Raw genomic sequence first — 23,885 nt, 5'->3', positions numbered from 1 at the left:
GGTCCAAAATCGAAATCCCCATAGCTCAGCGCATGCGGCCCGCAGGTTCGGGCACCGTCGACTTTCCGACGCCTCACGGCGTCCGAAACTCTAAACGCTTCCCGAACGGCAGCTTATGTTCGCAATCCGGCGAAAGCAGACTCTGCCCCTATCCGAACAACCGCCGCGCGACCGCATCCAGCTGCGCCATCACCGCCGGATCATGCTCGTCAGGGGCGGTAATCACCGCATCGTCGAGCGCGGTGTCAATCGGCGAGGGCGCGCGGTTGGCGGGTAGGGCGGTGATGAAATTCGTGACCATCGCCCGGGCCAGCGCGCCGTTGGCCTGCATCTGGCCGACCACCTGCGCCACATCCACCGCCTCGCCATCCCGCCAGCAATCATAGTCTGTGACCATGCCGACGAGGGCATAGGGCAGCTCAGCCTCGCGGGCGAGTTTCGCCTCGGGCATCGCGGTCATCCCGATCACATCCGCGCCCCATTGGCGGTACATCCGGCTTTCGGCGCGGGTGGAAAATTGCGGGCCTTCCATCGCGAGATAGGTCGCGCCGACCGCCACCTTGCCGCGCGCCTTGGCCACCGCCTGCGCCGCCATCTGCGACAGGCGCGGACAGACCGGGTCGGCCATCGACACGTGCGTGACGAACCCGTTGGTGAAGAAAGTGCTGGGCCGGTGGACGGTGCGATCGATGAACTGTTCGACGACAGCGAAGCGGCCCGGTTCCAGCTCTTCACGCAAGGAGCCGACGGCACTGATCGCCAGAATATCGGTGCAGCCCGCGCGCTTCAGCGCATCGATATTGGCGCGCGAATTCAGCTCGGTCGGGGTGATCGGATGCCCCCGGCCGTGACGCGGCAGGAAGCGCACCTTCACCTCGCCGATGCGGCCGCACAGGATCTCGTCCGAGGGATCGCCCCAGGGCGTTTCAATCGCGATCCACTGCGCGTCTTCGATGCCGTCCATGGCATAAAGACCCGATCCGCCGATGATCCCGATGCACCATTCGCTGGCCATGCGCCGCTTGTGTCCTTTGATCGCTAGGGAGTGGGGGCTTAGGTCAGGTCGAAGCGGGTGGGCAAGGCCTTGCGGATGATTGTTTCCGCTGCCGCATAAGGCCCGGCGATCAGCGGCAGGGCCTGCATCGCGGCAAAATGGGCGGCGAGCGCCGGCCAGCGATCCAGCGGCGTTTCGGCCACCAGCGACACCTGCATCAGCACGGTCGCAACGGCAATATCGGCAATCGACAGCGCATCGCCCGCAAAGAAATCCCGGCCCGCCAGCCGCGCTTCCAGCACATCGAACACCGGCGGCAGCTGGTTTGCCCAGGCATCGCGCGCCTTGTCGAGATCGGGTGCCTGCCCTTTGCTGATGGCGAAGAAGATCGGACGGAAGATGCCAAGCCCGCCCGCCATCGCCAGCGCGGTGTCGGCATATTCCTCGATGAACAGCGCCTCGCCCAGCGCCATCGCCGCTTCGGGGTAGAGCGCGGGCGCGGGGTGTTTTTTCTCGATGAAAGCGCAGATCGCGGAGGAATCGGCGATGGTGCCTGCCACGCCGTCTGCGGCCACGCTGCGGTCGCGCAGCACCGGGATGCGCTTCATCGGCGAAATGTCGCGGAACCACTGCGGGGGGTCGAAGACGTTCACCGCTTCGACCTCGTAATCCACGCCCTTGGCGATGCACACGCCCGCCACCTTGCGCACGAAGGGCGAGACCGGGCTGCCGTAAATCACCAGATCGGGGCGGGTATCGGCCATGCGTTCCATTCCTCTCAGCGTAGGTCTCGCCGCCTCCATAAGCCGCCGCAGCGATAGCGCAATCGTCAGTGGCTGTCAGGCGCCGTGCCGGGTACACGTGTTGCCACGCAAGCGTTGCGTTTTGCTATGCAACGCGCCACCTTGTGCGGGAGAGAGACGACTCCCCATTTGACGAGAGGAATAGACATGGTCACCCAGTACAAGAACCTGATCGGCGGCAAGATGGTCACGACCGACCGCTGGCTCGATGTGGTGAACCCGGCGACCGAGCAAGTCATCGGTCAGGTGCCCCATTGCGGCAAGGCCGAGCTGGATCAGGCCGTCGCCGCCGCGCGCACCGCGTTCAAGACGTGGAAGAACACCCCCATCGAAGAACGCCGCGCCGCGATCATGGCGATTTCCGGCGCGATCAAGGCCAATGCCGAAGAACTCTATCGCCTGCTGACCAGCGAACAGGGCAAGCCCCACGACCAGGCCAAGGGCGAGATTTACGGCGCTGCCGGCATGAGCGCGGCGCAATCGACCCTCAGCCTCGATGACGAAGTGACCGAGGACAGCGACACCCGCCTCAGCCGCACCCGCCGCGTGCCGGTGGGCGTGGTCGCAGGGATCGTGCCGTGGAACTTCCCCGTCATGATGGCGATCCAGAAGATCGCGCCCGCCATGCTTTCGGGCTGCACCATCGTGCTGAAGCCCTCACCCTTTACCCCGCTGACCACCCTGCGCATTGCCGAACTGATCGCGGACAAGGTGCCTGCGGGCGTCGTCAACATCATCACGGGTGAGGATGACCTCGGCCCGCTGATGACCAGCCACCCCGATATCGACAAGATCACCTTCACCGGCTCCACCGCGACCGGCAAGAAGATCATGGAAGGCGCCTCGGCTGACCTGAAGCGCATCACGCTGGAGCTGGGCGGCAACGACGCCTCGATCGTGCTGCCCGATGCCGATCCCAAGAAGGTCGCCGAGCAGCTGTTCTGGTCGAGCTTCTCCAACGCAGGGCAAATCTGCGTCGCGGCCAAGCGCGTCTATATCCACGAGGATATCTATGACGAGCTTTCGGCGGCCATCGTCGAATATGCCAAGACCGTCACCGTGGGCGACGGCGCGCAGCAGGGCACCGGCGTCGGCCCGATCCAGAACAAGAAGCAGTATGACCGCGTGCTGGAGCTGATCGAGGACGCCAAGGACAATGGCTACAAGTTCCTGCTGGGCGGCAATGTCGATCCGTCGGGCACCGGGTACTTCGTGCCGCTGACCATCCTCGACAACCCGCCGGAAGATGCGCGCATCGTGGCCGAGGAACAGTTCGGCCCGGTCATGCCGCTGATGAAGTTCTCGACCGAAGAGGAAGTCATCGCGCGCGCCAACGCCAGCGAATACGGCCTTGCGGGTGCGGTGTGGACCGGCAACCCTGAGAAGGGCGTCGAAATCGCCGAACAGCTCGAAACCGGCACGGTGTGGGTCAACGAATACCTCCACCTGTCGCCGTTCGCACCGTTTGGCGGGCACAAGCAGTCGGGCTTTGGCGCGGAATACGGCAAGGAAGGCCTCAAGGAGTTCACCTATGCTCAGGTGATCACCGTGAAGAAGGACTCTGTCCTCGCGTAAACCTGCGTGGGCATTTCGGTTGACGAATTGAGCGCCGGGCTGGCGCGGGTTGTCGCCCGCGTCGGCCTCGGCGCTCTTTTGCATCCGCCGCAGCGCCTGACGGGCGGGGCGGTGATGGAGAGCTGGCGGTTTGGGGCGGGGGGCGAGACTTTCGTCCTGCGCCGCGCGCCGAGCCTCGCCTTCATGGAAGGGCGGCCTTACGGGCATTCGACTGAGGCTGCGCTGATCGAAGCGGCGCGGGCCAAGGGTGTGACCGCGCCGGAGGTGGTGGCGGTGCTGGAAGAGGCGGACGGGCTCGGGAGCGGCTTCGTCATGCGCGCGCTGCCGGGGACGGCTGATCCCAAGGTCATTCTGGGCTGCGACGATCCCGACGGGCTGCTGCGCTCCATCGCCCGCGACTTGGCCCGCATTCATCGTTTGCGGCAAGCGGACGTGCCGGAAGGCGTACCGGTGATGGACTACCGCGCGGCCATCGCCGACCTGAAACAGCAATTCATGGATGCGGGTGGAGATCGCCCGATCATCGCGCTGGGGCTGAAATGGCTGGAGGACAATTGCCCCGCCGAGGTCGAGCCCGTGCTCAACCACGGCGATTACCGGATGGGAAATCTGCTGGTCGAAGGCTCGCACCTCACCGGCGTGCTCGACTGGGAGATCGCCCATTTCGGCGACCGCCACGAGGACCTCGCCTTCGGCTGCATGGCGGTGTGGCGCTTCGCCCGCTACGACCGGCCCGCGCTGGGGCTGGGGAGCATCGCGGATTACCTCGCCGCCTACGAGGCCGAAGCAGGGGTCACCATTGACCCGGCGCGCTTCCGCTTCTGGACGATCTACCGCACCGTGTGGTGGGCGCTCGGGTGCCTCAAGATGGCGGCGCAGTGGCGCTCGGGCGCGGACCGGATGCTGGAGCGCGTGGTAATCTCGCGCCGGACGAGCGAGCAGGAACTCGACCTGCTGCTGCTGCTGGAGGAAGATGCGCCGGAGGCGGAGCGGGCGCGGCCTGTGGTTCTAAACGACTGGACTTTCCAATCGAAGGGCGAGGCGACTGAAGCAGAAATGGCAGTTGCCGTTTCTGAATGGCTGGCCACTCTCAAGGACAAGCTGGCGGGGCACGACCGGTTCCAACTGGCTGTGGCCCGCAACGCTTTGGGGATCGTAGCCCGATCAATCGAACTTGGAGCGCGAGACAGCGATGCTTTGGGCGCGGAGGCTCTGCTCGCCGGGAGGGTTTCGCTGGAAACTGACGGCGTGCTGTCCGAGCTTCGACGAGCGGCATTCGAGAAGCTGAGGGCGGACGTGCCGAAATATCCGGCTCTCGTGGCGGCCAAAACCCTTTGGAAGATTGAGGAATAGACATGGACTTCGCGCTTCCCGCCGACCTGCAGGCCTACCTGAACGAACTCGACGCCTTCATCGCCGCCGAGATCAAGCCGCTCGAACAGCAGGACGACAACATCCGCTTCTTCGACCACCGCCGCGAATATGCGCGCACGGACTTCGAAGCGGGGGGCCTCCCCCGGCACGAGTGGGAGGAACTGCTCAAGGAAGCCACCCGCCGCGCCGACAAGGCAGGCCATTGGCGGTTTTCCGCACCAAAGCGGTACGGCGGGAAGGACGGCAGCAACCTATGGATGGCGGTGATCCGCGAGCATTTTGCGCGCCAGGGGCTGGGGCTGCACAATGACTTGCAGAACGAGCACTCAATCGTCGGCAACTTCCCCTTCGTCGCCATGTTCGACCAGTGGGGGACGGAAGAGCAGAAGCAGGAATTCATCACCGGCGGGTTTGAACGCACGCGGCGGGTAGCCTTTGGCCTCACCGAACCCGACCACGGATCGGACGCCACCCACATGGAGACCGTCGCCGTGCGCGAGACCCGTGACGGGGTGGATGGCTGGCGGATCGACGGCGCAAAGATGTGGATCACCGGCATGCACGTCGCCACCCACTGCGCGATGTTTGCGCGCACCAGCGGCAAGGCGGGGGACGCCAGCGGGATCACCTGCTTCCTCGTCCCCAACCCCACCGAGGGGCTGAAAATCGAGGAGTGGATGTGGACCTTCAACATGCCCACCGATCACCCGCGCCTCAGCGTCACCAATGTGTGGGTGCCCGACGATGCTGTGCTGGGCGTCGAAGGCCGCGGCCTCGCGCTGGCGCAGAGCTTCGTCCACCAGAACCGCATCCGGCAGGCGGCGTCGAGTTGCGGCGCGGCGCTCTATTGCATCGATGAAAGCGTGAAATACGCGCGGGAGAGGAAGCCCTTCGGCGAGGAATTGGCCCGCAATCAGGCGATCCAGTTCCCCTTGGTGGAGCTCGCGACGCAGGCGGAAATGCTGCGGCTGATGATCTTCAAGACCGCGTGGGAGATGGACAACATGCCCCACGAACAGATTGAGCGGACCATCTCCGGCAAGGTCTCGATGTGCAATTACTGGGCGAACCGGCTGGTGTGCGAGGCGGCGGACCGCGCGATGCAGGTCCACGGCGGCATCGGCTATTCGCGCCACAAGCCGTTCGAGCACATCTACCGCCACCACCGCCGCTATCGGATCACCGAAGGGTCGGAGGAGATCCAGATGCGCAAGGTGGGGGCCTATCTGTTCGGCTATCTCGGGCCGAAGCGGGGGATGTACTCCTAGCCCCTTCCCAAGGGGAGGGGAGCAGGAGGGCTTAGCCCCGCCTTCTCCAAATCCCCGCCAGCACGCTCCCGATCACCACGTGCCACACCGCAGAAATCGCCGCCGGGACCGGCGCCAGCGCGGCCTGCGTCACATCGGCGAATTGCGCGGCAAAGGCGGGGGTCTTGGCGAGGCCTGACCCAAGGCCCGAATTCTGCATCCCCACCTCGATGCTGATCGTCCGCGCTGCGATCTCGCCCAGGCCCAGCACCCGCGCCAGCACATAGCCCAGCGCAAAGCCCGCCGCGTGAAGCAGGAAGGTCGCCAGCAGCAGCACGCCTGCGTGCTCCATGATCTGCGCCTTCGACCCACCCACGATCCCGCCCACGATCAGCACCACCAGCACGATGGCGACCAGCGGCAGCACGGCGTTGACGCGCTCCGCCGCGCGCGGGAACAGGCGGTTGAGCAGCGTGCCCAGCACCACCGGCACCAGCACCACGCTCACCATCTGCACCAGCAGATTCAGACGGTCGATCTCGACATAGGCCCCCGCCAGCCAGCCGGTCAGCAGCGGGGTCAGCACCACGGCGGCCAGCGTCGATGCCATCGTCATCGCCACCGACAGCGCAACATGCCCGCGCGCGATATAGGTGACGATGTTCGAAGCGGTGCCGCCGGGGCAGCAGGCGACAAGGATCAGGCCCACCGCCAGCCCCGGCTCCAGATCGAGCACATGCGCAATCGCAAAGCCCGACAGCGGCATGACGAGGAATTGCAGCCCCACCCCCGCCAGCAGCGCGCGCGGCATGGCGGCAAGGGCGCGGTAATCCGCGAAGGTCAGCGTCAGGCCCATCGCCAGCATGATCGTGCCCAGCGCAAGGCTGAGCAGCGGCTGCCCGGCGACGCGGATCGAGCCATCGGTCATCCAGGTGAAGGCGGCGGGAAACATCCACGCCAGCCCCACGCCGAGCACCGTCAAAGCGGCAAAATTATTGGTGACGCTGCGCAGCATGGCCCGGCCATTCCCCCTTGCGCTGTCACTAGCACCCCTGCCGCGCGCCGCCAGCCTTTCCCGCCCGGATCAACCCTCTGCCTGCATCAGCGCGCGCAGATCTTTGAGCGCCTTGGCGCGCAGCTGGTGGACACGCGGCACGCTGACGTCCAGCACGGCGGCGATTTCGGTGAGGTTCAGTTCCTCGACGAAGAACAGCTGGAGCACCAGTTTCAGTCGGTCGGGCAGCTGGATCATCGCGCGCAGCAGCCGTTCCCGGTCTTCAGCGGCGCACAGGGCCTCGAACGGATCGGGATCGTCGCTGGCAAAGGCGAGGCTGGTCTCGTCATAGGCATCATCAATCGGCGTGAGTTTTACGCCCGAGGCCTCGATGGCGAGCAATTCGGCGTCGCTGATGTCCATCGCGCGGGCGACTTCGGCACGGCTGGGTTCGCGGCCCAGCGTGCCGCGCAGCGCGGCCAGAGCGCGTTCGTAACCGCTGCGTTTGGCGCGGGCGGTGCGGCTGTCATGCGCGACGCGGCGGACTTCATCCAGCATTGCGCCGCGCACCCGGATCTTGGCATAGGCGGCGAACCCGTCCTCGGTCGGCCCGGCGTGCCGCTGCGCGCATTCGGTAAGCGCAAGGATCCCGGCCTGCACCAGATCCTCGATCTCCAGCCCCCCTGCGCTATGTCCGCGTCCGCTGCCGTTGATGTACCAGGCTGTGCGGCGCACCAACGGCATGAACCGCCGCACACGGTCAGCCACTTCGGCGCGGGAGGGGGCGTAGGGCTGAGCCTGCGCAAAGCCGATCGGATCGTGCTTCATGCCGCCAGCTCCGCCGCGGCGCGCGGGGTCAGGACGGGGTTTTCATCGGGCGCGCCGATTACGCCCACCACGGTGATGGGCTGGGCGGCGGGCAGTTCGGCAATCGAGAGAACCAGACAGCGCGGGCTGCGGGTCTTGAGCAGGGCGGCCAGCGCGCGCCGGGCGGGCGGCTGCACGATCAGCGCAATCGCGCTGCCCTGCGCCTCGGCAAGGCGGGCCGCCTCGCGCACGATCATGCTGCCACAATCAGGCTCGATCAGCGGCTGGCCGGTGCCCGGATCGATCATTCCGCCAAGGATCGCGCTTTCCAGCCCGGCGTCGAGCGTGACCACCTTCAGCGGCTCTCCCGGAGCGACAATGCGGGCGACCAGCCGCGCCGCCATGTCGGCGCGCACGGCATCGATCACGGCGTCGAAATCGGCGGTTCTTTGCAAGGCCAGCGCAAGGCTGGTGAACAGCGGCTGGGGGTGCGCCAGCCCGATCCCGTCAGCCATCAGCGCGCGCAGGGTTCGGGTCAGCGCGGCCAGCGGCAGCGGATCGGGCGTCACCGCTTCGACCAGCGCGGGCGCGCGGGACTTCAGCCCGTCAACCCATTCGCGCACTTCATCCGGGCCGAGCAACTGGTGCGCTTCGGCCAGCAGCGCCTGATTGGCATGGGTGGCGATGACCGAGGCGGGATCGACCACCAGAAACCCTTCGGCCACGGCATGATCGCGCGCCGACGGGGCGATCCACAAGGCCGGGCAATCGAAGCTGGGATCGCGGGTGGGTTCTCCGGTCAACCCGTGTCCGCCCCCGGTCATCGGGCGCACTTCGCCCGCGTCGATGGCGAGCAGCTTGCCGGGACGCACCGTGCCGCGCGCGATGCTGACCCCGCCCATCAGCACGGCATAATCCTGCGCGCCCAGATCGAGCGAATCGCGGATGCGGAATTGCGGGAGGACAAAGCCCAGATCGCGCGACAATTGCTTGCGGATGCCGGTGACGCGGCTGATCAGCGGGGCGCCTTGCTGGGCATCGACCAGCGCGACCAGGCCATAGCCAAGCTCGATGGTGATGAGCGTCGCATCGGTGACATCGGCCAGCGCGATGGCATCGGGCGCGATGTCTTCCGGCGGTTCGATGACCGGAGCAGGCGCTGCGGCGCGGCGCTTGAGGTGCCACCAGATCCCGGCGGCCATCGCCGCGCCGGGCAGGAAAAACAGCTGCGGCATGGAAGGTACCAGCCCCACCGCGCCCAGGATCAGCGCCACCGGCAGCCAGCTGCGCGGATCGGCAAACTGGCCGCCGATCTGCCCTGACAGATCGCGTTGATCGGACACGCGGGTGACAATCGCCGCCGCTGCAATCGACAGCAGCAGCGCGGGCACCTGCGCCACCAGCGCATCGCCGACCGCCAGCGTGACATAGGCCTCACCCGCCTCGCCAGCGGAAAGGCCATGGGAGATCATCCCGATCGCGAACCCCGCGATGATATTGACGCCGAGGATCAGCAGCGCAGCGACCGCGTCGCCCTTCACGAACTTGCTGGCACCATCCATCGAGCCGTAGAAATCGGCTTCGACCGTCACCTCGCGGCGGCGTACCTTGGCTTCCTCGGCGGTGACGAGCCCGGCGGCAATGTCAGCATCGATCGCCATCTGCTTGCCCGGCAGCGCATCGAGCACGAAGCGCGCCGACACCTCCGACACGCGCCCGGCGCCCTTGGTGATGACGATCATGTTGATAATCATCAGAATCGCGAACACGAACAGGCCGACCACGAAATTCCCGCCGACCAGAAAGGCGGCAAAGCTTTCGATCACATGGCCGGCCGCCGCGCCCCCCTCGTGGCCGTGAACCAGCACCACGCGGGTCGAAGCGACGTTGAGCGCGAGGCGCAGCAAGGTCGCAAACAGCAGCACGCTGGGAAAGGCTGAAAAATCGAGCGGGCGGCGCGCGTTCAGGGCCACCATCAGCACCGCGATGGAAATCGCGATGTTGAGGACGAAGAACATATCCAGCAGCAGCGCCGGGATCGGCATGACCATCAGCGCCAGCAGCGCGAAGATGCCGACGGGCAGCGCAAGGCTGGCAGGCAGAGCGGCGAGCCGGGCCAATGGCCCGGTAGGGGCAATCGCAGGCGCGATCACAGGCCAAGCGCCTTCAGCCGGTCATAGGCGCGGCGCACCTGTGCTGGGGCAGCGGCAGGATCGGTGCCGAACGCGGCCCCCAGCACCTGCGACATCGACGCGCGGGGGCTGCGTTGCGGCGCGCGGATGGCAGAGGCGGGAAGCGAGGCCTGCGTCAGCGCTGGCGGAATGCCGGGGCCGAACACTTCTTCATCGGCGATCAGATAGGGCGCGGGGGTAAAGCTGGGCGCACCAGCGAAACCGGTGCTGTAATCGGCGCGGGCAAAGCGCACCGCCGTGCCATCGCTGGCGCGGTCGAGCGCGCGGTCGAGCTTGCCGCCGATCACCTCCATCACCTGCGCCAGACTGCGGGGGCTTCCGTCGGCGGCGTAGAAAATCGCGCGGTTGGCCGCGGCCGGGCGGGCGAACAGCGCAGCGGCGCTTTGCCCCGGATCGGCCTGCAACGCGCCGAGGAACCGCCCGGCCCCCTGCGCGCCAAGAAAATGCGCAAGGTACAGCTCCGGGTGGCTGGGCTGGCGGCCGAGGATCGGCAGCAGATGCGCGCGGTTATCCTCGGCCAGCCCTGCTGCCATCAGCGCGGCGACCTGCGGATCGTTGCGCAGCGCCAGAATCGCCTCGCGCTGGGCCGGATCGGCGACATAGGCGCTGCCTGACGCGGTCAGATCGATCTGCGCGGCGACGTCGCCCAGACCAAAGCGGTGGCCGTGCTTTTTGACGGTGCCCAGCCATGTGCTCTCGATGAACTGGTACAATCCGGTCGCGCTGGAGGTCGCTGCGCGGGCGTTCGGGTTCAGCGAGGATTCGACTTCGGCTTGCGCCAGCAGATAGTTGAAATCGACCGTGGTTGATTGCGCCGCATGGGCGATCGCGGCTTCCACCGGAGTGCCGGGCGCGCGCGCTGCGATCTGGCGGGCAGCCGGCGCGGGCGCGGCCTGTCCGTCCCACGCGGCGGCATGGGTGCGCGCTGCGATTTCAAACCCGGCGCGGATCGAGCCTGCGGGGAGGCCCAAAGATGCTGAAGACTGGCTCACGCAAGTTCCGCCTGTTGCTGAACGCCGCGGGATGGGGCGTTTTCACAGGTGGTAACTGCAAGCCGCGTGCCAGAGGCGAAGGGTGCCGCCTCAGCACAAATACCTATACGCGGGCACCTATGCGCGGGCCGGGGTATAGGTCGCGCGCGGACGGCGGCGGGTGCCGCCCAGTGCCTCGATCCGGGCCGCGACATTGGCGGCCAGCAGATTGCGCACCCGGCGGTTCACCTCGTTCAGCTGGCGCGCGGTTTCCGCCAGACTGCGGCTTTCGCCATCGAGCGCCTGCGGGCCAATGCTGGCCATCGCATCACACAGCGCTTCCTTGTCGCGCGCGGCACCGATCAGATCGTCGGCATCCAGCGCGGCAAGCGCTTGCCGCTCGCGTTCGAGCACGGCAATCATCTGCCGCAGATTGCTGGCGAGCGGGGCATCGTGCGGGGGACGCGCCGGGGTGGCGGCGGGAACCAGAATATCGGCCACCGGCTCAGCTCCGCTCAAGCACGGCAGGGCCGACCTGCGCGGCGATCATCGCATCGACGATCTTGGTCGGCACCAGCGGATAGGACCCGTCGCGCAGCGCCGCGCGGATTTGCGAGACGCGATCGGCATCGACCGGCGGGCCGGCGATTTCGGTGCCGCCCGTCAGCTCGACGCTGATGCCGGGCGCAGCGCCCGCACTGCGGGAGGCCGCGCCAGAGGCGGCAGGGCGCGCACGCGCTTCGATCTGCGCGCGGTCGCTGGCTGCCACCGCGCGGGCGGCGCCGACGCCGGGCATTTTGCTCAGTTCGACAGAGGGCATGGGTAATGTCCTTGGTGCTGTTTCTGCCAGCCAGAACGGCGGCGCAGGGGTGGGTTTAAGGGGGCGTTAAAGCAATTATCAACCGGCCGGGATCACCGCGAGGCCGGGGCGGGCGATGCGGGCGCGCAGGGCTTCGGCCTTGCGGCTGGTGCGCACGAAAATCCAGTCGCCCACCGCGCCGCTTTCCATCGCTTCGGCGGGCTGCTGGACGCTGAAGCCGCGCCCGCGCACCATCACGGTCAGCGCGTCGCCGCGCTTGATCGCGGGCGCCGCTCTGGCCGCGCCCGGCGCGCCTGCGGCCGGGTTGATCGCGACAAAAATCCGCCAGCTGGCAGGGCCGGGACATTCGACCTGCACCGCGGTGCGGGCCGGCGTGTGCCAACCAACCGCCAGAGCGCCGCCGCAGGGGGCCAGCTGCAACCGCGGATCGGCCGGCATCCGGGCACCGCCCGGCGCGCCGGTGGCCGCGCCGGTGAAGGCTTCGACAGCGCGGTCGATAGCGGCAGGATCAGCCACGTTGCGGGCCTGTGCCACCGGATCGCACAGCGGCAACAGGAAGGGCAGGGCCAGCGGGCTGAACCGCCAGCTACCGGCCCAGTGGGTATTCGTTTCCATCAGGTCGCAATCCTTGTTCTGCGCCACGTTCATGCGGGCGGTGCAGCAAGGGCCGTGCCAAGCCTTCGGCTAAGGAATAATCCGTGGTCCCGGCGCGGCAGGACGTAAGCATGCACCGCTAGACCGTGAGGCCTGTCTTGCCTTCATGAACGCGAATTGCCTCTGATGCCTTTTCCCAACGGCTACCTCGCCCGCTCCCCCCGTCCCCGTCCCGAGGCGGCTGGCGGGTCGCCCCCCGACCCTGCCGCAGGCACAGGCCGCGCGCACGAAGCGCGCCGCGCGCTGCTGGAAAAGATCGGCGCCTTCATTCTGCGCCATGATCTGGCCGCCACCGGGACGAACCTTGCGGCCATCTGCGGGGCCTTGTCAGGGTCGCACCCGCAACTGGCCGAAGCGCTGGTGCGCCGCGAGGCATCGGGCGAGCCGATCGATCAGCGCTGGCTTGACACGCTCGTCCGGCTCGATCCCGACGGGCACAGCCGCAGCGCGGGGCTTGAGACGCTGTCCGACAAGCTGGAACATGCGCTGCTGCGCTTTGCCCAGACCGCGCGTGCGGCCCACTGCGAGACGAGCGATCATCGCGGCGCCATCGGCGTGCAGATCGAAGCGCTTGCCGGGCCTGACGGGCTGGCGCAGGTGCTTGATCTGTCCCGCGCGATGCTGGCGCGGATCGAGCAGGTCGAAACGGCAATGGCGCGCAGCGAGGCCGAGATCGAGCGCCTGCGCACCAGCCTCGCCAAGGCGCGCAGCGAGGCTGATGTCGATCACCTGACCCGGCTGCCGAACCGCCGCGCCTTCGAGCGCCGGCTCGTGTCGGCTACGCTGGACGCCCAGACCAATGGCGAACCCCTGTCGCTGGCGTTCTGCGATGTCGATCACTTCAAGGCGATCAATGACCGCCATGGCCATGCCGCGGGCGACCGGGTGCTGTGCGCGCTGGCGGCGAGTTTCGCCGAGGCAGCGGGCGATGGCTGTTTCGTGGCGCGTCACGGCGGCGAGGAGTTTGTGCTGCTGTTCCATGGCCTTGCCAAACAGGCTGCGCGTGACCGGCTGGATGCGATCCGCCGTGCGCAGGCCGCCCGGGTGCTGATGAATCGCGACACGGGGCAACCTTTCGGGCGCATCACTTTTTCCGCTGGGGTGGCCGAAGTGACGGAAGATCCCGATATCCGCAGCGCGCTCGCGCGGGCGGATGCCGCGCTGTACCGGGCCAAGCAGCAGGGCCGCAACCGGGTGGAGCTGGGCTGAAGCGGCTAAGGGCGGGCGGGATCAGGACGTGCTGCGCCGAACCGCATTATCCGCTACCACTGCATCATAGGCGAGGCTGGCATAAAGATCCGCCTCAGCGCCAATGGTGATGATCGTGCGCACGCGGGTGCCGCTGGCGCGCGCTTCGGCAGCGAGCGCTTCGGCCTGCGCCCAGGCGGCCGCTTCCGCGCCTTCGCGATGGGTGGAAAAGATCGTCAGCGTGGCGCGCGGATCGGGGGTCTGGGCGGCCAGCCAGGCGCCAAGGCTCGGCCCGCCGGGGACCGGACGAAACAGCGCCTGTGCCGGGGCGATGTCAGGCTCAAGCGCGCCGAGCGCTTCTTTCTCGCGCGCTTCCCAATGGGCCAGCCGCCGCCCGTTCTTGGCTTCGGCGGCGGGCAGAGCAGACAGGGTCAGCAGGAACAGGATCAGGGCAAGGTCAGCAAGGATCAGCTGCCAGCCATGCCCGCCGCGTGCGGACGATGGCGATCGGGTCATGATACTTCCCGCAAATGGGCGCGGTAGGCCTGTGTCGCCGCCTCGCTGCCTTTGATCTGCGCCATGAACCAGTCCGCCAGCGCTTCGCGGTGCTGTTCTTCGGCCAGCCCGCGCCGTTCGATCGCTCCGGCAAGCGGGAAGCAGATCAGATGCGCGATCAGCGCGCCGTAAAGCGAGGTCAGCACGGCGGTCGATACAGCGGTCATGATCGTGGCAGTGGCATCGGCGCCTGCGGGCGCGGCAAGCTGGGTGAAGCCGAGCAAGGTTCCGACCAGCCCGAACACCGGCGCCAACTCGCCCGCCCACACGAACACCTGCGCTGCATTCAACCGGCGCGCTTCGTCCAGCGAGCGTTCCGCGCGGCGGATGTGGCTGATGGGTTCCATGACGCCGCGGCGCAGATAGGTTTCCACCATCAGCGCAAGCGCGCGGTCGGGGGGCAGAGCCGGATCGGCCCGGCGGTGCCCGTCGCGCTGGATCGCGCTGATCGCCTGCGCCAGCGCCTTGCGGTTGGCTTCAAGCCTGAAGCTGCCGTGCACAAGCCCCGCCGAGGCTTTCAGCGCCGCTGCAAAATCACGCCAGCCGCACCGCGCGGCCGTGCCGATGACAGTGCCTGCCGCCACGATCCCCAGCGCGCCAGGGTCGAACAAGGACATGATGGCGTGCGGCATGGCGGATCCCTCTCATTGATGACGCTGACAGGCAGAACGGCGGCTGCGGGCCCCGATTAAGCCCGGTGCGACCACGCGCATCGGCAGCGGCAGCGCTTTGCCCGTGGTGGCCCCAGCCCGGCAAAGACCTGCCGCCGGGGCTGGCCATGCCGGCCTTGCCTCCGCGCGGGGCCGGTTTGGCACGCTTCCTGCTGACCATCGCTGCAACGGCGGGCGTCCCCGCAGGTGACAGGAGGCCAACCCTCATGAACGAACGACTTTTTGGCATTCACGGCGCTGCGCTGACGGTGCGGTCTGAACGGATGGGCGTGATCGCGTCCAACATCGCGAATGCCGCGACACCGGGGTACAAAGCGCGCGATCTTGATTTCAACGCCGCGCTGGATGCCCGCATGGCCCGCGCGCGGGGCGTGAACACGGCTGATGCGAACGCGGGCATGGTGTGGCGCCGCCCGACCATGCCCTCGCTGGATGGCAACACGGTTGAACTTAGCCGCGAACAGGTCGCCTTTGCCGAAAACGCCGTCGCTTACTCGGCCACGCTCAGCTTTGTGCAGGGCAAGGTCAACACCATCACCCGCGCGCTGAAGGGCGAGTAAGGCCGATGCCCGACCGCACCCCCATGACGCTGTTTTCCATGACCACCCGCGCCATGAGCGCGCAGATGGTGCGGATGAACGCGGCGACATCGAACCTCGCCAATGCCGGGTCTGTCTCTTCGACCGAGGACGGCGCCTATCGCCCGATCCGCGCGGTGTTCGCCGTCGAACTGGACCGTGCCTCGGGCCTCGCCGGGGTTACAAGCAGCGGATTGGTGCGCGCCGAAACCGCCGCCACCAAGCGCCATGACCCGTCCCACCCGCTCGCCGATGCGGACGGCAATGTCTTTGAAGCCCCCGTCGATGAGACCGCCGAAATGGTCGAGATCATGGAGAGCGCGCGCCAGTATCAGAACCTGGTGCAGGCGCTCCAGACCGCCAAGCAACTGATGCTCGAAACCCTGAGGAGCCAGTGATGACCACCACCAACACCACCAATCTGCCCCCAGCCGCGCAGACCACGCTTGACCGGCTGAACACCCCCTCGCGGCTTAAGGGCGGCGGGATGCAATCGCTGGGGCAGGCCGATTTCCTCAAGCTGCTCACCACGCAGCTGACCATGCAAGACCCGCTGGAGCCGGCCGACAACAAGGAGATGCTGGCCCAGATGGCGCAGTTTTCCGCGCTGGCCGCCACCACTGAAAGCGGTGCGACGCTGGAGGATATCTCCGCCAAGCTCGACCGGCTGATCACGGCGCAGGAAGCCACCGCGCAGCGCCTCACCACGCCCCGTCCCTGAGCCATCCTGACGACCCGTCCCCCCCCCTGAAAGGATCACACCCCCATGTCTTTCTTCACGTCCTTGTCCGGCCTCAAGAACGCCGAAACCGATCTGCGCGTCATCGCCAACAATATCGCCAACGCCGAAACGGTGGGCTTCAAGAAAAGCTCGGTGCAGTTTGCCGATCTGGTCGCCTCCGGTTCCGCCACCGACCCGCGCCGCAGCCCCGGCATCGGCGCGGCTGTGGCGGGGGTGACGCAGGACTTCGTGCTCGGCCCGCTCGAACAGACCGGCCGCAGCCTCGACCTTGCGATTGATGGCGATGGCTTTTTTGCGCTGGCCAACCCGTTTTCGGGCGATGTCACCTTCAGCCGCAACGGCAATTTCCGCCTGACCGCGGCGGGCGAGATGGAAGATGCCTGGGGCAACCGCTTGCAGGCCTATCCGGTTGATGCAGCGGGCAATCCGACCTCGGCGATCCCGGCTGATGTCGATGTGCCGATCACCAATGGCGCCGGGTCCAGCCTTGCCAATGTCACCATTGATGTGCGCGGGATTGTCAACGCCGCCTATTCCGATGGCACCACCCAGCCGGTTGGTCAGGTGGCGCTGGCAACCTTTCCCGCGCCCAATGGGTTGCGGTCGGTCGGGCAGACCAAGTTTCAGGCGACCGGCGATTCGGGCGTTGCGGTGTTTGGCAATCCCGGCCTTGGCAGTTACGGCGAAATGATCAGCGGCGCGCTGGAACGCTCCAACGTCGATCTGGCCGAGGAAATGGTCTCGCTGCTGACCGCGCAGCGCAATTTCCAGGCGAACGCCCGCGCGATCGATACCGCCACGCAGATTTCCCAGACCGTCCTGAACCTGCGTTCGTAAGACGATGGACCGGCTGATCTACACCGCGATGACCGCAATGAACGCGGCGATGGACCGGCAGCGGGTGGTGGCGAACAACCTCGCCAACGCCAGCACGCCGGGCTTTCGTCAGGAGATCTTCGCGGTCACGCCGGCGACGCTCAAGGACGGATCGCTGGAAGCCCGCGCCATGGCGCGCGGCAATGTGCGCGGGGCGGACATGAAGACCGCCCGCGTGGTGCCGACCGGCAATGCGCTGGACGTAGCGCTGGAGGGCAAGGCGTTGATCGCCTTCCAGTCCCCCGACCGGCAGGGCGAAATCTATTCGCGGCGCGGCGACCTGCGTGTCGCTGCCTCGGGCGTGCTGGAGAATGGCGAAGGGCTGGCCGTGCTGGGCGAAGGGGGCACGCCGATCACGGTGCCGCCGGGCTTCAGCATCAGCCTGGCCGCCGATGGCACGATCCTCGCCAGTGACCCCGCCGCGCCCAATGCCGCCGCCGAGGCGATTGACCGCATCCGGCTGGTCAACCCCGAAGGCAGCCCGCTCGCCAAGGGGATCGACAGCTTCTTGAAGGTGCCGAACGGCGGGGTTCTACCGCCGGATCCGACCGCGCGGCTGCAATCGGGCGCGCTCGAAATGTCCAATGTCGAAACCGCCGATACCCTCGTCCAGATGATCGAGGCCCAGCGCGCCTTCGAACAGCGCGCCAAGATCATCGCCACCGCCGGGACGCTTGATGAAGCCTCCAGCGGCCTGATGGCGCTGCGATAGATTTACAGGAGACCTGACCCATGCCCACTTCAGCCCTTCACGTCGCCCGCACGGGGCTTGAGGCGCAGGATGCGCGGATGCGCGTTATCGCCAACAACCTCGCCAATATCGGCACCACCGGCTTCAAGCGCGACCGCGCGGATTTCGCCACGCTCGCCTATCAGGAACAGCGGGTCGCGGGTCAGGCTTCGACCGGGCAGACGGCCTTTGCGGTGGGCCTCAACCTCGGCACGGGGGTGCAGGTGCAGGGCACCAGCCGTATCAACACGCAAGGCACGCTGAGCCGCACCGACAACGTTTTCGACCTTGCGCTGGATGGCGACGGGTTCTTTCAGGTCGAACTGCCGCCGGGCGGCCAGATCGGCTTCACCCGCGCGGGCAATTTCGCGCTGGCGAATGATGGCACGCTGATCACCGCGCAGGGCTATGCGCTCCAGCCGCCGGTCCAGATTCCTGCCGGAGCCCAGTCGATCAGCATTGCGCCCGATGGCACGATCAGCGCGCTCACCCCCGGCAATGCCGAGCCGACGCTGCTGGGGCAGCTGACGGTCGCCAGCTTCGTCAACCCGGCAGGCCTGCGCGCGATCGGCGACAACTTCCTCGTCGAAACCGCCGCCTCCGGCCCCGCCGAACTCGGCTTTGCGGGCGAGAACGGGCGCGGGCAGATCCGGCAGGGGATGCTCGAAAGCTCCAACGTCAATGTGGTCGAGGAGCTGGTCGAGATGATCGAGGCCCAGCGTGCCTATGAAATCAATTCCAAGATGGTGAGCGCGGTCGACGAGATGCTGCGCAACGCCAACCAGACGCTGTGAGGCCGCTCTTGACGGGCCGGTTCATCATCCTCGCTGCGCCCCTGTTGCTGACTGCTTGCATGGGCAGCGGCAGCGGCGGCCCGCAGGCCGGTTTCACTGCGCCGCCGCCGCCCGGGGCCGCGATGATGGTGGCCGGCGCCAGCGATCCGCTGCTGGTGCCAGCGCCGCCGCCGGCCACGCAGGCGCACAGCGCGGGCGCGATCTTTCAGGCCGGCAGCGGCTATTCCGCGCTGGTGGTCGGCACCCGCGCGCGCAGCCTTGGCGACATGGTGACGATCATCCTGACCGAGGCGACCACCACCACCAAATCCACCACCGGGCGCACGAGCCGCGAAGGCAGCTTCGGCATCACGCCGCCGATCGCTGGCCCGCTCGATTTCCTCAACCCCAACGCCCTTAAAGCTGCGGCCGAAGGGTCGTTCACTGGGGGAGGGAATGCCGCGCAGCAAAGCCGCCTCAACGGCGCGGTCGCTGTGACCATTGCCGCAATCTACCCGAACGGGACTGCCGAAGTGGTCGGAGAAAAGCAGATGATGTTCAGCCAGGGTGACGAATGGGTGCAATTCGCCGGTCGCATCCGGCTGGTCGATATCGACAGCGACAACCGCCTCGCATCGTCACAGGTCGCCAATGCCCGGATCATCTATTCGGGCAAGGGCGCGGTGCAGCAGGCGAGCCGGCCGGGCTGGCTCAGCCGCTTCTTCAACAAAATCTCGCCGTTCTGAGGGAGGCTGACGATGAACCGCATCCGCATCCTCGCGCCGATCCTGTATCTGCTGATCGCGCTCATCACCGGGCAAGTCCCGACGCCCGCTGCCGCCGAGCGTATCCGCGATCTCGGCCAGTTCGAAGGCCTGCGCGCCAACCAGCTGACCGGATATGGCGTGGTCGTGGGCCTGCAAGGCACGGGCGACAACAACCTCGAATATGTGACCGAGGCGATGCGCGGCGTCTCCGGCAGGCTGGGGCTGCAATTGCCGCCCGGCGTCTCGCCGATTTTGCGCAATGCCGCCGCCGTGATCGTAACGGCAGAACTGCCCGCCTTCGCCAAGCCGGGGCAGCGGATCGACATTACGGTGTCGACCCTCGGCCAGGCCCTGAGCCTGCGCGGCGGGGCGCTGATCCTGACCCCGCTTTATGGCGCGGACGGGCAGATTTATGCGATGGCGCAGGGCAATGTCGCGGTGGGCGGGCTTGGCGTGACCGGGCGGGACGGCTCGCAGGTCAGCGTCAATGTCGCCACTGTGGGCCGCATTACTGACGGGGCGAGCGTGGAACGCGCTGTCGCCACCGGGTTCGATCTGGCGCCGACGCTGCGCTTCAACCTCCACAAGGCGGATTTCCTCACCGCCGCCCGCGTGCGCGACGCGATCAACGGGCGTTACCCGGGCATCGCCAGCATCGCCGACGGGGTCAGCATCGAACTTGCCCTGCCGCCGGGCAACGACGCGCGGTCAGGGATCATGGCGGAAATCGAGATGCTGGGCGTTTCCCCGGCACCGGTCGCGGCGCGGGTGATCGTCAACAGCCGCACCGGCACGGTCGTCATCAATGATGCGGTGCGCCTGGCGCCTGCCGCTGTCAGCCACGGCAAGCTGGTGATCCGCATCGATGAAAACCCCGCCATCGTCCAGCCCGCGCCCTTCAGCGACGGCCAGACCGCGCAGGAGGAATCGACCGACATCACCATCGAGGAAACCAGCGACCGGGTCGCCTACATGCCCGCCGCGGCCTCGCTGACCGAGATCGTCGATGCGCTGAACCTGCTGGGCGTGGGCGCATCCGATCTGGTGGTGATCCTTGAAAGCCTGAAGCAGGCGGGCAGCCTGCAAGCCGAAATGGTGGTGCTGTGATCCGCCCGGTCTCCGCCCCCGCGCCGTCCACCGCACCCTCTGCCCCGCTTTTACCTGAGCGTGCCGCGCTGCGGGAGGCGGCCGAAGGCTTCGAGGCGATCATGCTGCGCAAACTGCTCGCCAGCGCGCGCGCATCCAGCTTTGCCGAAGAAACCCCGCTGACCGGCGGCGGGATGCAGCAGTTCCAGACGATGCGCGATGAACACTTCGCCAATCTGGCGGCGCAGTCGGGCGCCTTCGGGTTTGCCCGCAGTATCGAGGCGAGCCTCGCGCAACACATGCCCGCTACACCAGCACCGCAAGGGGAATAGCCGATGCCTACCGCGATCTTCACCATCGGCCGTTCGGGCCTGACCGCATCGCGCCGCAGCCTTGAGCTGACCGCGCAGAACATCGCCAATGCCGAAAACGCCAATTATTCGCGCCGCAATCTGACGGTGGGCGAATTGGTGATGACCGGCACGATCGGCACCAATACCCAGGATTCGCTGGGCGGTGTGCGCCCCGGCCTGATCGAGCGGGCGGAAAGCGCACTGGTGCAGCGGCAGGCGCGCGATTCGGCTTCGGCCCTGGCGGCGGCGGAGGCGGAATTCTTCGCGCTGCGCGAAGCGGAAAGCGCGCTGGAAACCTCGGGCGTGTTTACCGGCCTTGTCGATTTCGAAGCCGCGCTGACCCGCCTCCAGAACAATCCGCTGGAACCGGCGTTGCGGCTGTCGGCCTTGGAAAGCGCGCGCAAGATGGCGGGCAATTTCCGGATCGCCAACGGCACGCTCGCCAATGCGCGCAATCTGGTGCAGGCCGAGGCCAGCGCCGAGGCGCTGACCGTGAACGAGCTGGCCACTGAACTGGCCACGATCAACGCCGATCTGGTCGGATCGCGCGAAGGCACCTCCGGCCGCGCTGCGCTGCTGGATGCGCGCGACAAGGCGCTGCGTGAACTTGCCCAGGAATTCGCGATCCAGCCGACTTTCAACCCCGATGGCACGGCCGATGTGACGCTGGCCGGAACACCGCCGGTCGCGCTGGTCACCGGGGCCACGACGCAAAGCCTTGGCGTGACATTTGCCGCCAACGGCACCGCGACCTTCGTGGTTGGCGGGACGGCCTTCGTGCCGACCGGCGGCGCGATGGCGGGGCGCACCAGCGCGCTGGCCGGCATGGCAGGATTGCAGACCGATCTTGATGCGGTGGCGGCTTCGGCGATTGCGCTTTCCAACACGGCGCAGGCCAATGGCAGCGCGGCTGACGGCAGCCCGGGCCAAGCGCTGTTCGCAGGGACCGGCGCCGGTGACATCAATGTCGTGCTGGCATCGGCGGACGGATTGGCAACGGCCCCGGCGGGCGCTCCGGCGGGCAGCCGCGAGACCGGAAATCTGGCCGCGCTGATTGCGGCGCTGGGCGCGTCCACCGGGCCCACGACCGGCGCGGATACGCTGCTGCTGGGGCTGTCGAGCCTCGTTTCCGCGCTGGAAACCCGCACGCAAGGCCTCAGCGTCGTTGCAGCCAGCGCCGAGGCCGAACTGCTGCGCGAAACGGGCGTCGACCTCGATACCGAAGCGGCCAATCTGGTGCGCCTGCAACAGGCGTTCGAGGCCAACAGCCGGGTGATCCAGGTCGCCGCAGAGCTGTTCGATACCGTCCTTGGCCTCAGATAAAGGAGCACGACATCATGGGTTCCATCACCAATTCCGCCGGGTCATTCTTCAACCGTTCGCTCGCCCAGATGGGCGATCTGCGCGCCGGAATCGAGCGGACCCGCACGCAGATTGCCACCGGCCGCAAGATCGAACGCGGCTCGCAGGATCCGGCAGCCGCCGCGCAGCTGCGCTCTGTCGCGCGGCGCGAGGCGTTGGCGCGGGTCGAAAGCGATAATGCCGCGCGGCTCGGACAGGATCTGGGCGCAGCGGCCACCGAAATCGAGGCCGTGACGGCGCTGCTCCAGCGCGCCCGCGAATTGGCGTTGCAGGCGGCCAACACGCCCACCGGGGTGGATGGGCGGCGGGCCATCGCCTTCGAGCTTGAGCAACTGGGGCAGCAATTGTTCAGCCGCGCCAATGCGACCTCGCTCACGGGGGAGCCCCTGTTTGCCGGGCAGTCATCCGGCGCGGCCTTTACGCAGGATGCCCTTGGCAATGTCACCTACGCGGGCACCCCCACCAGCGGCGCAGTGCCGGTGGCGCCCGGCACCGCGATCGAGCGCGGGCTGCCCGGTGATGCGGTGTTCCAGTTTGATCTTGGCGGCACGCCCACCAGCGCCTTTGCCGTGCTGGGCGGGCTGGTTGCCGCCCTGCAAGGCGGTGTGCCCGACCCGGTGGGGGCGGCCAATGCCGCGCTGGAGGGGATCGACGCCGCGCTCGACACCACCAATCGCGCGACCACCATTCTGGGCACCCGGATGGCCTGGGTCGACCAGTTGCAGGACCAGCAAGGCGAACGCGGGATCGCGCTGGCGGAGCGTCGCAGCCGGGTCGGCGATACCGATATCGCCGATGCCATCGCCCGGCTTCAGCAATCGATGACGGCGCTGGAAGCAAGCCAGTCGGCCTTCGCCCGTGTCAGTTCGCTGACGCTGTTTGACGCGCTGCGCTGAGGAACCCTGAGCCATGTTTGTCGCAATTGGCATAGTCGTGCTGCTGGTGATGGTGTTCGGCGGGTTCATGCTCGCCGGCGGGGCCATGGGGCCGGTGCTGGCCGCGCTTCCGCTGGAATTCATGATGATCGGCGGGGCAGCGGTCGGCGCGACGCTGATCGGCAATTCCATGCACGAAATCAAGCTGCTGGGCGCAGGCATGGGCAAGATCTTCAAGGGGCCGAAATACACCGATGAAGACCATATCGATGCCATCGCGCTGACATCCAAGCTGATGAAGCTGCTGCGGTCCGAAGGTGCGGTGGCGCTGGAAAGCCATGTCACCGAACCGGCCAGTTCAACGCTGTTTTCCGAATATCCCCGGCTTCAGGCCGATCCGGTCGTCACCGCGATGATCTGCGATCCGCTGACGCTGATGGTGGTGTCGTCGGGCACGCTGGATACCCATGCGGTCGAAGATGTGATCGATTCTGCGATCAAGACCCAGCTGCACGAAATGGACGAGCCTGCGCACATGATCCAATCGCTCGCCGATGCGCTGCCCGCACTGGGGATCGTGGCGGCGGTGCTCGGGATTATCAAGACGATGGGCGCGATCAACGAACCGCCCGAAATCCTCGGCAAGATGATCGGCTCGGCGCTGGTTGGCACGTTTCTGGGGGTGCTGCTGGCCTATGGTTTCGCCGGTCCCCTGGGCACCCGCCTGAAGCAGATCAATGTGCACGATCAGCAGATTTTCCACTCGATCAAACAGGTCATCATCGCCAGCTTGCACGGCTATCCGCAGCCCCTGGTGCTGGAAGCTGCGCGGTCGGGCCTGCCGCCTGCCCACCGGCCCAAGTTGACCGATCTGCTCGACATGATGCGGGGCCGCTGA

The 23,885-nt window shown here is 67.1% G+C and carries 27 protein-coding genes; 16 read left to right on the top strand and 11 right to left on the bottom strand.

The genetic code is table 11. The features are described from left to right. Positions 1-148: 148 nt before the first annotated feature. A complete protein-coding gene (gene mtnP / locus C0V72_RS06370) occupies positions 149-1,015 on the bottom strand; it encodes an S-methyl-5'-thioadenosine phosphorylase (protein WP_101792374.1) in 867 nt (288 codons plus the stop codon). A gap of 38 nt (positions 1,016-1,053) precedes the next feature. Continuing rightward, a complete protein-coding gene (locus C0V72_RS06365; RefSeq protein WP_101792394.1) occupies positions 1,054-1,758 on the bottom strand; it encodes a glutathione S-transferase family protein in 705 nt (234 codons plus the stop codon). 186 nt (positions 1,759-1,944) lie between these two features. On the opposite strand from C0V72_RS06365, the gene C0V72_RS06360 reads away from it, so the two are divergent. From C0V72_RS06360 to C0V72_RS06350, 3 genes are read left to right on the top strand one after another with little or no spacing between them, the layout of a single operon-like run. Further along, positions 1,945-3,372: an aldehyde dehydrogenase family protein gene (locus C0V72_RS06360; protein WP_101792373.1), complete on the top strand. Its 1,428-nt coding sequence runs from the start codon at positions 1,945-1,947 to the stop codon at positions 3,370-3,372. 6 nt (positions 3,373-3,378) lie between these two features. After that, the gene (locus tag C0V72_RS06355; RefSeq protein WP_101792372.1) at positions 3,379-4,725 is read left to right on the top strand and encodes a phosphotransferase; all 1,347 of its coding nucleotides are present in this window, start codon (positions 3,379-3,381) and stop codon (positions 4,723-4,725) included. 2 nt (positions 4,726-4,727) lie between these two features. Then, positions 4,728-6,014, top strand: coding sequence for an acyl-CoA dehydrogenase family protein (locus C0V72_RS06350; RefSeq protein WP_101792371.1), 1,287 nt, complete (start codon positions 4,728-4,730; stop codon positions 6,012-6,014). Between the two features lie 31 nt (positions 6,015-6,045). Here the strand turns inward: C0V72_RS06350 and C0V72_RS06345 are convergent, their stop codons facing one another. The 7 genes from C0V72_RS06345 to C0V72_RS06315 all read right to left on the bottom strand — a co-directional run bounded on the left by C0V72_RS06345 (position 6,046) and on the right by C0V72_RS06315 (position 12,392). Further along, positions 6,046-7,008: a bile acid:sodium symporter family protein gene (locus C0V72_RS06345; protein WP_101792370.1), complete on the bottom strand. Its 963-nt coding sequence runs from the start codon at positions 7,006-7,008 to the stop codon at positions 6,046-6,048. Positions 7,009-7,077: 69 nt separating this feature from the next. Next, entirely contained in the window at positions 7,078-7,815 is a 738-nt protein-coding gene (locus tag C0V72_RS06340; RefSeq protein ID WP_101792369.1) for a sigma-70 family RNA polymerase sigma factor, read from the bottom strand. Continuing rightward, a complete protein-coding gene (locus C0V72_RS06335) occupies positions 7,812-9,845 on the bottom strand; it encodes a flagellar biosynthesis protein FlhA (protein ID WP_101792393.1) in 2,034 nt (677 codons plus the stop codon). Before C0V72_RS06335 ends, C0V72_RS06340 begins: the two co-directional genes overlap by 4 nt. A 98-nt stretch (positions 9,846-9,943) precedes the next feature. Further along, the gene (locus C0V72_RS06330; RefSeq protein WP_233999819.1) at positions 9,944-10,978 is read right to left on the bottom strand and encodes a transglycosylase SLT domain-containing protein; all 1,035 of its coding nucleotides are present in this window, start codon (positions 10,976-10,978) and stop codon (positions 9,944-9,946) included. Positions 10,979-11,095: 117 nt separating this feature from the next. Further along, the gene (locus tag C0V72_RS06325) at positions 11,096-11,476 is read right to left on the bottom strand and encodes a flagellar protein FlgN (protein WP_233999818.1); all 381 of its coding nucleotides are present in this window, start codon (positions 11,474-11,476) and stop codon (positions 11,096-11,098) included. Further along, positions 11,463-11,777, bottom strand: coding sequence for a flagellar biosynthesis anti-sigma factor FlgM (locus tag C0V72_RS06320; protein ID WP_233999817.1), 315 nt, complete (start codon positions 11,775-11,777; stop codon positions 11,463-11,465). The genes C0V72_RS06325 and C0V72_RS06320 overlap by 14 nt, the downstream gene beginning before the upstream one ends. A gap of 78 nt (positions 11,778-11,855) precedes the next feature. Further along, complete coding sequence (locus C0V72_RS06315) at positions 11,856-12,392, bottom strand: flagella basal body P-ring formation protein FlgA (protein WP_101792389.1); 537 nt, start codon at positions 12,390-12,392, stop codon at positions 11,856-11,858. Positions 12,393-12,557: 165 nt separating this feature from the next. On the opposite strand from C0V72_RS06315, the gene C0V72_RS06310 reads away from it, so the two are divergent. Beyond that, the gene (locus C0V72_RS06310) at positions 12,558-13,640 is read left to right on the top strand and encodes a GGDEF domain-containing protein (RefSeq protein WP_101792368.1); all 1,083 of its coding nucleotides are present in this window, start codon (positions 12,558-12,560) and stop codon (positions 13,638-13,640) included. 21 nt (positions 13,641-13,661) lie between these two features. Here C0V72_RS06310 and C0V72_RS06305 read toward each other — a convergent pair whose 3' ends face one another. Next, positions 13,662-14,135, bottom strand: coding sequence for a hypothetical protein (locus tag C0V72_RS06305; protein WP_101792367.1), 474 nt, complete (start codon positions 14,133-14,135; stop codon positions 13,662-13,664). Further along, entirely contained in the window at positions 14,132-14,806 is a 675-nt protein-coding gene (locus C0V72_RS06300; protein ID WP_101792366.1) for a MotA/TolQ/ExbB proton channel family protein, read from the bottom strand. Before C0V72_RS06300 ends, C0V72_RS06305 begins: the two co-directional genes overlap by 4 nt. 245 nt (positions 14,807-15,051) lie before the next feature. Here C0V72_RS06300 and flgB point away from each other — a divergent pair, with 245 nt between their 5' ends. Genes flgB through motA form a run of 12 tightly spaced genes read left to right on the top strand, consistent with a single transcriptional unit; the run spans position 15,052 to position 23,885 of the window. Continuing rightward, a complete protein-coding gene (gene flgB / locus C0V72_RS06295; protein WP_101792365.1) occupies positions 15,052-15,405 on the top strand; it encodes a flagellar basal body rod protein FlgB in 354 nt (117 codons plus the stop codon). 5 nt (positions 15,406-15,410) lie between these two features. Further along, complete coding sequence (gene flgC / locus C0V72_RS06290; RefSeq protein ID WP_233999816.1) at positions 15,411-15,821, top strand: flagellar basal body rod protein FlgC; 411 nt, start codon at positions 15,411-15,413, stop codon at positions 15,819-15,821. Continuing rightward, positions 15,821-16,144 (top strand): flagellar hook assembly protein FlgD, encoded by a 324-nt coding sequence (locus C0V72_RS06285; protein ID WP_172438929.1) that lies wholly within the window; start codon positions 15,821-15,823, stop codon positions 16,142-16,144. The genes flgC and C0V72_RS06285 overlap by 1 nt, the downstream gene beginning before the upstream one ends. 45 nt (positions 16,145-16,189) lie before the next feature. Beyond that, positions 16,190-17,002, top strand: a complete 813-nt coding sequence (locus tag C0V72_RS06280) for a flagellar hook-basal body complex protein (protein ID WP_101792364.1) — start codon at positions 16,190-16,192, stop codon at positions 17,000-17,002. Between the two features lie 4 nt (positions 17,003-17,006). After that, on the top strand, positions 17,007-17,753 hold the full coding sequence (locus C0V72_RS06275) for a flagellar basal body rod protein FlgF (RefSeq protein ID WP_101792363.1): 747 nt from the start codon (positions 17,007-17,009) through the stop codon (positions 17,751-17,753). Between the two features lie 20 nt (positions 17,754-17,773). Continuing rightward, a complete protein-coding gene (gene flgG / locus C0V72_RS06270; protein ID WP_101792362.1) occupies positions 17,774-18,565 on the top strand; it encodes a flagellar basal-body rod protein FlgG in 792 nt (263 codons plus the stop codon). Positions 18,566-18,609: 44 nt separating this feature from the next. Beyond that, positions 18,610-19,290 (top strand): flagellar basal body L-ring protein FlgH, encoded by a 681-nt coding sequence (locus tag C0V72_RS06265; RefSeq protein WP_233999815.1) that lies wholly within the window; start codon positions 18,610-18,612, stop codon positions 19,288-19,290. A gap of 12 nt (positions 19,291-19,302) precedes the next feature. Further along, complete coding sequence (locus C0V72_RS06260) at positions 19,303-20,418, top strand: flagellar basal body P-ring protein FlgI (RefSeq protein WP_101792360.1); 1,116 nt, start codon at positions 19,303-19,305, stop codon at positions 20,416-20,418. Further along, entirely contained in the window at positions 20,415-20,729 is a 315-nt protein-coding gene (locus C0V72_RS06255; RefSeq protein ID WP_101792359.1) for a flagellar biosynthesis protein FlgJ, read from the top strand. Before C0V72_RS06260 ends, C0V72_RS06255 begins: the two co-directional genes overlap by 4 nt. A gap of 3 nt (positions 20,730-20,732) precedes the next feature. Continuing rightward, positions 20,733-22,073: a flagellar hook-associated protein FlgK gene (gene flgK / locus C0V72_RS06250; RefSeq protein WP_101792358.1), complete on the top strand. Its 1,341-nt coding sequence runs from the start codon at positions 20,733-20,735 to the stop codon at positions 22,071-22,073. Between the two features lie 14 nt (positions 22,074-22,087). Continuing rightward, positions 22,088-23,008, top strand: coding sequence for a flagellin N-terminal helical domain-containing protein (locus C0V72_RS06245; RefSeq protein ID WP_101792357.1), 921 nt, complete (start codon positions 22,088-22,090; stop codon positions 23,006-23,008). 13 nt (positions 23,009-23,021) lie between these two features. Further along, a complete protein-coding gene (motA, locus tag C0V72_RS06240) occupies positions 23,022-23,885 on the top strand; it encodes a flagellar motor stator protein MotA (protein ID WP_101792356.1) in 864 nt (287 codons plus the stop codon).

This window comes from Porphyrobacter sp. TH134, assembly GCF_002855495.1.
Taxonomy (GTDB): domain Bacteria; phylum Pseudomonadota; class Alphaproteobacteria; order Sphingomonadales; family Sphingomonadaceae; genus Erythrobacter.
Note: the sequence above shows the minus strand (reverse complement) of the source record. Positions and strands in the feature narration are given on the sequence as shown.